General features: G+C 58.7%; 6 protein-coding genes. 3 read left to right on the forward strand and 3 right to left on the reverse strand.

Features of this window, described 5'->3' with window-relative positions; genetic code table 11:
• The first annotated feature begins 265 nt into the window (after positions 1-265).
• Together J4G38_RS20560 and J4G38_RS20565 are read left to right on the forward strand one after the other, a co-directional pair.
• Positions 266-7,399 (forward strand): IPT/TIG domain-containing protein, encoded by a 7,134-nt coding sequence (locus J4G38_RS20560; RefSeq protein ID WP_210513973.1) that lies wholly within the window; start codon positions 266-268, stop codon positions 7,397-7,399.
• A gap of 144 nt (positions 7,400-7,543) precedes the next feature.
• Entirely contained in the window at positions 7,544-8,470 is a 927-nt protein-coding gene (locus J4G38_RS20565; protein ID WP_210513975.1) for an NAD(P)/FAD-dependent oxidoreductase, read from the forward strand.
• Between the two features lie 10 nt (positions 8,471-8,480).
• Here J4G38_RS20565 and J4G38_RS20570 read toward each other — a convergent pair whose 3' ends face one another.
• Positions 8,481-9,035, reverse strand: coding sequence for an RNA polymerase sigma factor (locus tag J4G38_RS20570; protein WP_210513977.1), 555 nt, complete (start codon positions 9,033-9,035; stop codon positions 8,481-8,483).
• A gap of 467 nt (positions 9,036-9,502) precedes the next feature.
• On the opposite strand from J4G38_RS20570, the gene J4G38_RS20575 reads away from it, so the two are divergent.
• Positions 9,503-10,216, forward strand: coding sequence for an alpha/beta fold hydrolase (locus J4G38_RS20575; protein ID WP_210513978.1), 714 nt, complete (start codon positions 9,503-9,505; stop codon positions 10,214-10,216).
• Between the two features lie 26 nt (positions 10,217-10,242).
• Here the strand turns inward: J4G38_RS20575 and J4G38_RS20580 are convergent, their stop codons facing one another.
• Both J4G38_RS20580 and J4G38_RS20585 read right to left on the reverse strand, forming a co-directional pair.
• On the reverse strand, positions 10,243-12,531 hold the full coding sequence (locus tag J4G38_RS20580) for a patatin-like phospholipase family protein (RefSeq protein WP_210513979.1): 2,289 nt from the start codon (positions 12,529-12,531) through the stop codon (positions 10,243-10,245).
• 245 nt (positions 12,532-12,776) lie between these two features.
• Positions 12,777-13,151: a DMT family protein gene (locus J4G38_RS20585; protein ID WP_210513980.1), complete on the reverse strand. Its 375-nt coding sequence runs from the start codon at positions 13,149-13,151 to the stop codon at positions 12,777-12,779.
• Between the last annotated feature and the right edge of the window lie 86 nt (positions 13,152-13,237).

Here is a 13,237-nt window from a genome sequence, read left to right on the forward strand (position 1 = left end):
ATAATACCATTACATGAAGGTAATCTTCTGCTTAAAAATGCATTGGTTATGTTATTTTTTGGAGATATTGACGCTAATATTTAACCACATGCATTTACTTTGCAACCCAAATAGGGAAAGCTCTTCCTTTGGAATTTTATTTTTTTTGTACAAAAACAAGTATTTATTTAATTGAAGCATTCGCTCCCTCCTGGGCCGGATGCCGCTAATCGTTGCTGCTTCTTAACTCATTAAATAACCGTCCTTAACAACCAACGCTAATTCAATGCGAAAACCCTTACGTTTTTATCCACTGCCTAAAGCACAGTCCTACCAGGAGGCTCGGCTTTCCCCACCCAATCCGAACTGGTTCGCAGCCATCAAACCGCTGTACCTGTTTGCAACAATGTTGGCCCTGGGCCTGCTGATGTCCTTTCAGGGGTCCGCCCTTACTATCGACTTGGCTACCAATATTATTAGTGCCCCTGTTACTGGCAGTACTGCGCTGGGTGGCTCAACGGTGACTTTCTCTGCCAGAACTGTGAGCCCAGGTGGGGGTACATTTAATAACGTGCAACAACAACTCGTTATTGGTAATATCTCATCTGCCTTGAACGCCTTATTGACCTTTACCAGTGCGGGGACGCGCAGCTATAATGCAGGTACCTCTGAGATTACAATCCTATTCCCGATAGCTGACTTAACATCAGGTGCTAACCGTACGGAGGCCGCATCTTTTACGGTTCCTGGTAACGTGCCGCTTACGGTTATCAGTGTGCGAGCATCGTATATCGAGAGTGGTAATGATACAGATAACAACCAAGGTAATAATGATGGCAGCGCTACTAACGCACAATCGTCAATAACCTTACGGGCAGCGGCGCCAACCATCACGTCCGTCTCACCGGTCAGCGGCCCCACCGCCGGTGGTACGATTATAACGGTGAATGGGACAAACTTCGTCGGCGGCGGCACAACGGCCACCATCGCCGGCGCGGCCGCAACCGTGACGTATGTCTCCTCCACACAAATTAAGTTCACCAGCCCAGTTCATGCGGCAGGTGCCGTTCCCATTGTTGTAACTACCAACGGCGGCACGGACAGCGACACCTATACGTATCTAGCCGCCCCCACCATTACCAGCCTCGCGCCGGCCAGCGGGCCAATCACCGCCGGCACCGTCGTGACGGTGACCGGGACGAACTTTGCCAGTGCGGCTTTGGGCGGCACAACGGCTACCTTGGCCGGCACGGCCGTGACCGTAACGTACGTTTCGCCCACGCAAATCCAGTTTACGGCTCCAGCGCACGCCGCCGGTGCCGTTCCGTTCGTTGTGACCACCAACGGCGGCACGGATAATGGTACCTACACGTACCTGGCCGCGCCCACCATCACGACCTTCACGCCGCCCAGCGGGCCTTATACTGGCGGTACGACTGTAACAGTGAACGGAACAAACTTCGTCAACGGAAATACAACGGCAACCATAGCCGGTACGGCCGTGACCGTGACATTTGTCTCGACTTCGCAAATTACAATCGTCACGCCCGCCCGAACAATTGGTGTGTCTGGTACAATTACTGTAACTACTAACGGTGGCACGGCTACTTCTAGTACCAACTACACATATACAGGAGCGGGCTCTATCACCGGCAATATTTTCGAAGACCCCAACTATGGTGGCGGAGCCGGACGGCCGTTGGCTGGTACTACTGGGGCTGCTACTGTGAGTAGCGCTGCTACCGTGGAACTATACACCGGCGCCGGGGCATTCGTTGCCACTACCACTACTAACGTCGCAGGGCAATATTCTTTCCCGAACCTTTCGGCTGGCAGCTACATCGTGCGGGTAGTAAACTCAACGGTGCGTTCTACGCGTCCTGGTTCCGTGGCCGGCTTGGTACCGGTTCAGACCTTTCGTACCAACGTCGGTGCCAACGATTTGAACCGAGTTGGTGGCGAGGCCCCCGAATTACAGGACGCAGGAGCCTATCTTGCTGGTGTAACTCCTGTTACTCTCAGTTTCACTGGCCTTAATACGACGGGTGACCAGACGGTGTTCATCGATAACATTACGCTGAGCAATGGAGGCGCTTTTCCTAACAACAGTTTTGAAGCCCCATCTCAGAATGGCGGCTTTACCTACACTCCGAACGGGGCTTCCTGGATATTTGCAGGACAGTCGGGCATTGCGGCTAATGGTAGTGGTTTTGGTCCTGCTACTACAACGGCAGGTACGCAGGTCGCTTTTGTCCAGAACACCGGTTCGTTGCAGCAGACGGCTAATCTAACGTCTAATACTACTTATACGCTGACATTGCTAGCCTCTCAGCGTACGGCTGGCGGTGGCCAAAGAATCCAAGGCTCCGTTGTCATTAACGGAGTAACAACCAATCTGACTTTTTCGGGTGGCCCGGTGAACGGCGGTAATTTGGCCCCGACTTCTAGCACGGCGTACAGCACTTATACCGCCACGTTCACGGTGCCGTCGGCCGGCACGAACGCGCTGGCTTCCCTTACTCAGGGCACCTCAACTGCTCAGAGCCAGTCGCCTGCCACACTGGCTGCTGATAACAGCACGGTTTCCGGAGTGGATTTTGGTTACAACTACTCCACCATCGTCAACGATAATGACAGCGGCCAGGGTTCGCTTCGGCAGTTCATCATCAATGCCAACGCACTCACCAATGCCGGCTTGGCGCAAGCAGGCCAACTGGCCGGGCGTGAAGTAAGTGTTTTCATGGTTCCGGATGGCAACGCGCACAACGGGCAGCGTTCGGGCTTGGCTTCGAACGTGACTGGAAGCGCAGGAGCCGCAAGGGTTCTGATTCAGCTGTCCACCGCACTACCTGCACTAACGGATGCCCGTACCCGCATCAGCGGAGCTACGCAAACGGCTAATATTAACGATTCAAATACGGGTGTACTGGGTACTGGTGGCACTGTTGGCGTGAAAGGCGTAGCTTTAGCCCAGATAAACCGCCCCGAAGTAGAAATCCAGGCCAATACTTCGTTGGCCTACGGCCTCGACCTGGAAGGCGACAGCCTTGGCGTAAGCGGCATTGCCATTCATGGTGCAGCTATCCAGGCAGGTGCTACGGCACCGGCCATCAACCTGCAAATTCTTAGCAATCTGATTGGCACCACCGCCCTGGCTGTGTCTGACCCGGGGGGAACTATTTACAACGCACAGTTCGGTATTTACATCCGGAACGGCGGGTCTTATGGTACCGTGCGCAATAACCTGATTGGTTACGCTGGCAACTCAGGCCTTTCAAGCTCCAGCGGTTCAACCGCGGCAGGCAAACTGGTGGTGACTGGTAACGAATTTGTGCAGAATGGCTACCGTGTAGTTGGTGGTGATGCTATCAGCGTTGGTGACCAAGCCAATTCGGGGCCGATGGTTATTACGCATAACCTCATCACAACGAGCAACTCGGACGGCCTGCAGTTTGAAATTGGGCAGAATGCCGTGGGTGGCGTTGCATATAACGTGGTACGCAATAACACGTTCTTCGACAACGGCAACGGCAGTACTTCCTTGGCGCGGGCACAGCTCGAAGGCGCTGCTATTCTGTACTTGCAACGCAACGGTTCCCGCACCGGAACCAATGCCGACTCTATCGCCTTCAACCGTATTTACCAGTCCCAAGCATCGGGTATTGTGGTGGGCTACGGGCAGCGCAATGTAATTATCAGCCGCAACAGTACGTTTGGCAACGGCACCATCAAAAACTCCAACACTGGTGGTAACCTTGGCATTGACCTGATTTCGCAGCCGGGTTACTATGTGAGCGGACCTGGTCTTGGTGCAACTGACTATGGCAATGGCGACGGCGTAACTGCTAATGACGGCACGTTGAATACTGCTTTTGGTAACGGAGGGATTGACTACCCAGTATTTACCCTGACCCGTTACAATAATGCAAATAGTATCACTGTGACGGGTTACGTTGGGACCACGGCTACAAAAGCTTTGTTTGCCAATGCAACCATTGAACTGTACATCGCGAATAACCTCGACGTAGCCCCCCGAACCAACAATGGTCCCATCTTCGTTGGCGATGGTTTGGATTTCCCCCACGGTGAAGGGCAAACCTATATCGGCACTCTGACGGCCAATGCCAGCGGGGATTTTACCGGCAACATCACAGCCCCTACCGGAATAACTTTTACCACCAGTGGTCAGAGCCTCACCGCTACGGCGTTTCTAGCAACCACTGGCACTTCTGAATTTGCACCCAACTCGCCGCTGGCAGCTACCATTGTGAGCGGCTATGTATTTGAAGATGCAAATTATGGCGGTGGTTCTGGCCGTAGCCGGGCTACGCTTGGTGCCGGTGCCGTGGGGCGTCCTGGCGCTACGGTAGAAATTTACGATAACACCAATGCAATTGTGGGCACCACAACTACTGATGTTAACGGACAGTATTCATTCAACGTGGCCTCCGGAAATTATACGGTACGTACCCTGGTTCCTACTGTCACTTCGGCTCGTACTAACGGCACAACGGCTACGCCGGCTCCAGTAGCTGTGCAGACCTATGTACGGGGCGATGTGAACCGGGTAGGTGGCGAAGACCCATCGGCTACGACTGATAGCCCGGCTGCCGCTACGGTTGGCGCAACGGTAAGCTTCGTAGGTCTCAATCCCAGTGGCTTGGACAATACGGCCTTTGTTGATAATGTAGAGATATTGCAGTCCGGTGTTGCAGTTACTACCAACCCAATTGGTAATCCGGGCTTCGAGACGCCATCATTAGGCGCGACATTTGGCTATGCTCCCAGTGGCTCATCATGGTCGTACGCTGGAGCAGGCATTGCCGGTAACGGAAGTGCGTTCAGCCCTAATACTTCTACCGGAACCCAAGTAGGGTTTCTGCAAGGTGCTGGCGCTTCCATGTCGCAAACTATTCCATTGGCTGCCGGTGTTTACTCTGTACGATTCCGGACTGCACAACGCACAGACAGCCGCTTAAATAACCTGACTATTAGCATCCGCTTGGGTGGGGTCAATGGGGTCGAAATTGGTCAAATTACGCCGTCGTCGAGTACTTATACCTCCTTTACGACCAGCGAATTCAGTGTGAGCGGTACTGCCGCTGCCAGCGTGCCAGGTGTCAGCCAAGTGCCTCTGATAGTGAGCAATACCAGCGTCACCGACGTGGACTTCGGCTACAACTTCGATGTGATAACCAACACCAATGAAACGGGCCAGGGCTCATTGCGGCAGTTCCTTGCCAACAGCAATGCCTTGGGAGGCGAAAGTACCTTGGCGCAGGTGTATACTAACGGCAGTGGCGTGACCACCGCGCTGACAGCAAACAAAGAATCGAGTGTCTTCATGGTGCCTGGCGCGGCAGCAGTACCGGGCTTGCGGAGCGGCCTGACCAATCGCCTGAACGGTTCTGGTGTGGCCGTATTCACTCCGAACACGGCTACCAACGGTGCGCTTATTATCACGGATGCCAACACGGTGATTGACGGTACGACGCAGACCAACAACAGTAACACCAACTCCGCTACACTCGGCACGGGTGGCACGGTGGGCAGCGACACGGGTACGGCCCTGGGCACGCTCAACGGCCCGGAAGTGCAGATTGTGGGCGTGTCGGGCACGGCCAATTCAACCTATGGCCTGACGTTGTCGGGCGCGGGCGATGGCGTGAAAGGCATTGCCATTCTGGGCTTCGGCAACAGCAGCGCGTCTAATACCCTCAACGCAAACGGCGCCAACATCTACGTTACGGGGAGCGCTACTTCCGGTGTTGCCATCACGGGCAACGTCATTGGCACGGTGGCTACGACCTTCCCCACCAACGGCACCGACCCCAACGCCAATGCGGCCCGCAGCACGGGCAATGGCATTCTGCTGGCCAGCCTGGCCGCTGGTACGGTAAGTGGCACCATCAGCAACAACCTGATTGGTTACAACGCCAACAGCGGTATCCAGGATTTTGCTTCTGCTTCGACCAGCAGCCTGATGATTTCCGGCAACGAGATTCGGAACAACGGAATGCTGAGCAGCACTGCCGATGGCTTGTTCCTGGGCATGGCGGGCGGCACGGTGCAGGCCAACCTCATCACGGGCAACAAAGGCTCGGGGGTTGACCTCAACGGCAGCGCCGGTAGCATCTCGGTCACGAGCAACACCGTCAGCAGCAACGGCACCACCGGCGGCACCGAAACCTCCGGCATCCGTGCCTATGGCGTTGGCAACACGATTAGCCTGAACAGCATTACCAACAACGTCGGTACCGGCGTCCTGGTACTGCCCGGAACTAATACCGCCAACGTGGCCGGCTCGACAATCATCACGCAGAATGGAATCACCACCAACGGCCGGTTGGGTATCGACCTGCTGAACGCCGGCGATTCTGAAACCACTGGTACCGCCCAGACACTGAATGACACGGGCGATGTCGACGGGCGCACGAACGGCTCTACTGCTGTTGGTGCCAACGGCCTGCTCAACTTCCCGGTAATCGCGCAGGTTCGCGTAAGCGGGACCAATCTGCTCGTTCGCGGGTATGCCCGCCCCGGTGCTAACGTTGAGCTGTTCGCGGTAGGCACGGCCGACCCTACTGGTTTTGGCGAAGGCGCAACCTACCTGGCTTCGGCTGTTGAAGGCAGTGTTGACGACAGCAATAATCAGGTTGCAAGCTATTCCGGTACCATCAACGGCATCAACCAGGGCACCGATAACACGAATATTTTCGTGTTCTCCATTCCCTTCAGTAAGTTGCCCACTGGTTTTGTCGTTACTGCCGGCACTACGGTAGTTAGTGCCACGGCTACACTCGCCGGCATCGGTACTTCCGAGTTTTCGGGTGTTGTCACCGTAACTACCGGCCCGCTGCCGGTGGAGCTGGTTTCGTTCACGGCCACGGCGGTGAAGAACGTGGACGCCGCCTTGGGGTGGCGCACGGCCTCGGAAAAGAACAACGACCATTTCGATGTAGAGCGTAGCCTGACTGGCACAGACTTCGTGAAAATCGGCCAGGTAGCTGGCCAGGGCACGGCTTCGGCTCCAACCGACTACTCGCTGACCGATACGGGCATCGGCGCTAAGGCCGGCAGCACGGTGTACTACCGCCTCAAGCAGGTGGATGTGGACGGCACCGCTACCTACTCGCCGGTGCGCACGGTGGCCTTCACCAAGCTTGTGCCCGCCATTGCTCTGTTCCCGAACCCCGCCACGGCTGCCACGCAGCTCGACCTGATGCAACTGCCCACCGGCACGTACCAGGTGAGCGTGCTCGACGCCCTGGGCCGGGTGGTGCTCGGCCGGACGCTGGAAGCGGGCCTGGTGCATGACCTGAACCTCACCACCATTGCCAGCGGTATCTATAACGTACTGGTGCGTGGCCAGAGCAACGGCCAAGTGATTAGCCTAACCAAGCGCCTCATCAAAGAGTAAGGCAACTCCCGGCTCGCCGGTGAATAAAAAAGGCCTTCCCCATTTCGGGGAGGGCCTTTTTTTGTTTTTAAAGATACCGGCTGCATAACCTCGCCGTAGGAGTTGAAGTTAATGCCGCTCGGAACCTGCCTCAACTACCTATTTATGGCTTACGATTACGACGTCCTCATTATCGGCGCGGGCAGCGCCGGGCTCTCGGCGGCCCTCACCCTGGGCCGCTGCCTGCGCCGGGTGCTGGTGGCCGATGGAGGCCCGCCGCGCAACGAGCAGTCGCCGGGCGTCCACGGCTTCCTCACCCGCGACGGCATCCGGCCGGCCGAGTTGCTGCGCTTGGGCCATGAGCAGTTGCAGCCCTACGAAACCGTGACTGTACAATGCCTGCACATCGATAAACTCAGCAAAGAGGGGAGGGGTTTTCGGGCCATCGGCCACGGCACCGGCGATGATGCGCTCACTACCGTCACGGCCCGACGCGTGCTGCTGGCCACTGGCGTGTCCGACATCCTCCCGCCCCTGCCGGGCTTCCGCGAATTGTGGGGCCGCGGGGTGCTGCACTGCCCGTACTGCCACGGCTGGGAGGTGCGCGGCCAGCCGCTGGCCGTGTACGGGCAGGGCCGTACGGTCACCGGCCTAGCGCTACTGGTCAGCCGCTGGAGCCACGATGTGGTGGTGGTGACCAACGGGCCGGGCCATCTCACGCCCAACGCCCGGCGGCGCCTGCGCCGCCAGAAAATCGGCATCCGCGAAGCACCCATTGCCCGCCTCATTGGCACGCCCGGCCGCGAGCTGCGCTGCATTCAGTTCGAAGATGGCAACGAGCTGGAACGCGCCGCGCTGTTTCTGCACGCGCCGCAGCACCAGCGCACCCCACTGGCGGCCGACCTGGGCGCCCGCCTCACCAGCAAAGGGGCTGTGTGGGTCGATTCGGGCCTGCAAACCTCCATTCCCGGCGTGTACGCCGCTGGCGACACCAGGCCCGGCACTCAGCAAGCCCTGCTGGCCGCCGCCGATGGCAACCGCGCCGCCATTGTCATCAACGAAAGTCTGACGCGGGAAGAATGCCCACGCTAATCGAGCGTTCCTAGCGGGCCAGCTGTGCCAGTACGTGCAGGGCCGCCCGCGCCCGGGTTTTCACGGTGGCCAGCGGAATGCCGAGCTGCTCGGCCGTCTCGGCCTGGGTGCAGCCCCCAAAATACAGCAAGTCGATGACCTCGCGCTGCCGGGGCTTGAGCTTGAGGGTGAGCTCGCGCAGCCCAATGTGCTCGGGGTTGAACGAGGACGGCGCCGAGGCCAGCTGGGCCCCGCTCACCTCCAGCGACTTGGTGCTGTTGTGAAAGCGGAGGCGCGGGCTGCGCAGCGCATCAATGGCCTGGTTGCAGCACACGCGCACCATCCAGGTAAACAGGCGGCCGCGGCCCGGGTCGTAGCTGGCAATGCTCAGCCAGACTTTGAGCAGGCCCTCCTGCAGCACGTCCTGGGCCAGCGCCTCATCGTGCACCAGGCGCAGAACCACGGTCAGCAGGTTCTGGGAGTACCGGTCGTGGAGCAGGCGCAGGGCTTGTTCGTCGCGCGCTACCAGGCGCTGCACAAGCGCTTCTTCGTCCGTTGCTTTAAGCAACGCCGGGGTTGAATTCATAGGTGGAAAGGGAGGAGAAAACCTGCCGCCGGCCGGGAGAAGAAGCCGGCGAAAAGTTGTCGGGATAAAGTAACGAGGACAGAAATAGTAGCTGGTTGCGTATAGAAGCAGGGGGTTAGAAGTGAAACGGCGGGTAATGAATAGAGGCGCTAACTAGTAATGGAGCAAGAACCTACGGGATATTTTTGCGACCGGATTGCGTTGCCATGAATGAGTTGTTTTTCGCAGCGACTTTGGCAGGACATTAGGAGGTGGAAATCCGGTTAACTTTTAACGCCTGATTTGGGAATAAAAAGCCGGGTCTTTTGGCCGCGGAAGCCCTTGGTGCTGCGCGGGTGCCGTTTCCATAAGCAGCGCGGAATTCCTGCGCCAGCGGCACCGGGCCGGGCACCGGCTGGGCAGCGGCAATGCCATTTTTCGACGCTCAGCCCGCGTCTGCCGTACAGGCGGTATTACCCCTTGCTACTATGCCTCATACCATTCTTGCCCTGCACTACTGGGCCGGCGCGGGCCGCGAATTCGATGTTCTGCGCACCCTGCTGCCCGCCCACACCGTGCTGCTGGCGCCCGACCTACCCGGCTTCGGCCAGCAGGCGGCCCCGGCGGAATTCGATTATTCGGTAAGAGCCTACGCCGATTGGGTGGCCGATTACCTTCAGCAGCGTGGCCTAACCGATTTCACGCTCATCGGGCACAGCATGGGCGGCAAAATTGCCCTGGCGCTGGCCGCCCGCCGCCCGGCTGGTTTGCGTCGGCTGCTGCTGTTGTCGCCCTCGCCGCCCTCGGGCGAACCCATTTCCGACGACGACCGCGCCGCTTCCCTGGCCGCTTACGGCAAGCCGGAGGAAGCCGAAAAAACCTTCCACAAAATCACCCGGCAGCCCCTGTCCGCCGCCCTGCGCGCCGACGTTATTGCCGATAACCTGCGCAGCACCCGCCCGGCCTGGGACGTGTGGCTGGACCGGGGCTCGCGGGAAGACATTACGTCCCTGATGCCACAGCTTGCCGTGCCCTGCCACCTGCTAGTAGGCGAGCACGACCCGGCCATTACCCCCACCACCCAACGCTGGCAAACCCTGCCGTACCTGCCGTCCGGCACGCCCTACACCATGGTGCCCGGCGCGGGCCACCTGCTGCCGCTGGAAACCCCCGCCGCGGTGGCAGAATTGGTGAAACGGTGAAGCTGTCGGCCAGTGCCGCCCCGTAATTATTCCAGCGACCGGCTGCGGAACAGCAGAAAGCCCAGGTGCCCATAGACGCTGAACCGCTCGGAAGGGTCGTCATAAAAGCGGGCGTGTAGCGCCAACGGCCCCACCGGCGTCTGGAAAATCAGGCCCGTGCTGGCCGTGACGCGGGGCCGGTCGAGGCCCGAATGGCGCACGGCCACTTGCTGGTCGCCCTGGGTCAGGGGCTCGGCGTTGACGTGCACGTACAATTCGGTTCGCCACTCCAGCTTCTTGAGGAAGGGCTGGGTGTAGCGCACGCCCGCCGCGGCGTAGCGGGCCGAGCGGTAGGTATCGAGAAACAAAGTGCGCGAGTCGGGCAGCGGTGCGAAGACCGGGGCCGTGGTCTGCGACGAGCGGTAGTTGGTGAACGTGGGCTGGTTGCTGGCCATCAGCTCACCAAAATAGCCCCAGGCCTGCCGGTCCTTTTTCATGGAAAAATAGCGCTCCACGGTGGCCCGGAACTGTAGCCACTCGCGGTGCTCCGACCGGCCCGGCTGCTCGGCCGTGGAGCCCGGCGTGTAGGTAGACGAGCCCGTGACGGCGCGCAGCGTGTACACGTAGCGGTGGCCGCTGGTGGCGTACTGCTTGCGGTTCAGGGTGTTGCGGGCCAGGCGCAGGGCGGCCGTGACCCCGCTAAACAACGTGGCATCGAGTACGTCGGCCGAGTTGATTTGCTTGGAGTTGGTGTACTCGTCCTTGTTCACGAACGCGCCCGCGTCGAGCAGCAGGCGGCTGCGGTAGTTGGGGCTGATGCCGAACTGCCCGCCCACCTTCGTGTCCTGCTGCCGCACCTGGGTGTTAATAACGTCGCGGCCCAGCACGCCGCCCGTGTTTTGGTAATCCCACTGATTGTAAGTGATTTCGGGCTCAAAGTAAAAGGGCAGCCTGGCCGGCACGTTGATGCGGAACGAGCCGTGCGCGCCGTTGTAGAAGCGGCCCAGGCTCACGTCGGCCGAGGCCGTGTAGAGCAGGCTGCGCAGGTAGCGGAACTCCACCCCAAAAAACAGGTTGTCGATGGGCCGGTTGCTGAGCACGAAGCCGACCTCGGTGCTCACGTTGTTGTTGCGCTGGGCATCCACGCTGAAGATGTAGCCTTTGCGGGCCGCGTCGTAGCGAATGCGCGGGTAAATGTTCTTAAAGTAGTCGTCCGACGCCAGCCGGTAGTAGCCCTCCTCGATGTCGTCGAGCGAATACTCGCGGCCCTTTTTCTGGAAAAACCGCGCCGCGTAGGCGTTCTGGTCCGGTCGCAGGCCATTCACCCGCACCTCAATAAAGCGCGGCGTGGGGGCCAGGCCCTGAAATGCCAGCCGCCGCTTTTGCAGCGAAGTCGAATCGACGCGGCGGCCGATGCGGGCCTTAATCTTGTCCATGCTGCGCAGGGCGGCCGTGTCGCCTTCGGCAATGAAGTCCTTCACCCGGTCAAAGTCACCCACGCCCAAGCCATCCAAATCGGGCTGAATATAGATGCCGTTGTGGCCCACGCTGCTGGTATCGGCCACGCTGGTACCCAGAAAGGCCACGGTGCTGCCCAGCAGGTCGTCGTCGTTTTTGGGGTATTTCTTCATCGCTACGTCGCCCACGTTCACCCCGATGATGATGTCCGGGGCGAAGGTTTTCTTCATCGTATTGGTGGGGAAGTTGTCGTACACGGCCCCGTCGTAGTAGTACTTGCCGTCGAGGTTGCGGATGGGCCGGAACGCCAGCGGAAACGACATCGAGTTGCGGATGGCATCGGAGAGCGAGCCCTTGCTTTGCTCCACCACCTGCCGCGTAAATACCTCCGAGGCCATGCAGCGGAAGGGCACGAAGAGGTTGTCGAAGTTGTAGTTGCTGCTGGCCGAAGCCGGGGCCAGCAGCCGGGCCAGGGCCAGGTTCAGGTTCAAATCGTTCACCAGGTTGGTGCTTATCCGGGCCTTCAGCGTGGAGTCGATGGCAATGCCCAGCCGCAGGGCCGACGGCGACGGCTCGGCCGTGAGGAAGTTAAACGTTTTGCTCTCCAACGGCTTGCCCGAAGTCCAGCGCTGAAACTCGGGGCTGACCACAATCTGTTCAATCTCATCGGGCGAGTAGCCGGCCGAATACATGCCGCCAATCACGGCCCCCATGCTAGTGCCCACAATGTAATCGATGGGAATATGGTTTTTTTCCAGCTGCCGCAGCACGCCCACGTGGGCCAGGCCCTTGGCGCCGCCGCCACTGAGCACCAGCCCCACTTTCTGGGCCTGGGCGGTGAAAACAAAAAAAACTGCCAGCAATAGAGTCAGCAGCATTCGTGAGCAGAAATGGGTCATATAGGACAGGAAATGCGGAGTTTGGCCCCCGCTACTGCGGCTGGTACGCCGCGCCGGGTGGCTAAGTTATGCCTTGCTGAGGAACTGCTGCGGGCGCTTCATTTTCAGTAAAATAAGCTGACCGGTAAAAGCCGCGACATACACCCGTTTCGCTGGTTCATCGGGTTGGTTAAAGATACGCGCCGTGGCCTCGCCTTCGCCCGGTATTCTTCACGCCAGGCCCTTCACCACTTCTTGAAAATGACGTAAACCGCCGCCACCAGCAGCGCAAATCCCGCCACGTGGTTCCAGCCCAGCTTGTCGGTTTTGAAAACAAACACCGCGCACAACGTAAACACCGTGAGCGTAATCACCTCCTGAATTACCTTGAGCTGGAACAGGCTGAACGGCCCACCGTTTTCCTCAAACCCCAGTCGGTTGGCCGGCACCTGGAAAATGTATTCGAACAGGGCCAGCCCCCAGCTCACCATGATGACGCCAAACAGGCCCAATTTGGCAAACCAGGCCATTTTTTTAAACAAGTGCAGATGCCCGTACCAGGCAAACGTCATAAACAAATTGGAAATGGTGAGCAGGAGCAGGGAATAAACGCCTTTCATGGGGAAGTTTTGGGTTGTGAGTGGGCCGGTGTACGCAAGGTCGCACTTTCAGGCCAAGGCGTTCTACTTTTGATTTGTTGCTCTGA

Origin of the sequence: Hymenobacter terricola (genome assembly GCF_017921975.2) — a bacterium.
GTDB classification, from domain to species: Bacteria; Bacteroidota; Bacteroidia; order Cytophagales; family Hymenobacteraceae; genus Hymenobacter; species Hymenobacter terricola.

What these genes read in the sequence shown, in the direction of transcription:
- J4G38_RS20560 (WP_210513973.1), top strand. Translation starts at nt 266, where the DNA reads ATGCGAAAACCCTTACGTTTTTATCCACTGCCTAAAGCACAGTCCTAC.
- J4G38_RS20565 (WP_210513975.1), top strand. Translation starts at nt 7,544, where the DNA reads ATGGCTTACGATTACGACGTCCTCATTATCGGCGCGGGCAGCGCCGGG.
- J4G38_RS20570 (WP_210513977.1), bottom strand. Translation starts at nt 9,035, where the DNA reads ATGAATTCAACCCCGGCGTTGCTTAAAGCAACGGACGAAGAAGCGCTT.
- J4G38_RS20575 (WP_210513978.1), top strand. Translation starts at nt 9,503, where the DNA reads ATGCCTCATACCATTCTTGCCCTGCACTACTGGGCCGGCGCGGGCCGC.
- J4G38_RS20580 (WP_210513979.1), bottom strand. Translation starts at nt 12,531, where the DNA reads ATGCTGCTGACTCTATTGCTGGCAGTTTTTTTTGTTTTCACCGCCCAG.
- J4G38_RS20585 (WP_210513980.1), bottom strand. Translation starts at nt 13,151, where the DNA reads ATGAAAGGCGTTTATTCCCTGCTCCTGCTCACCATTTCCAATTTGTTT.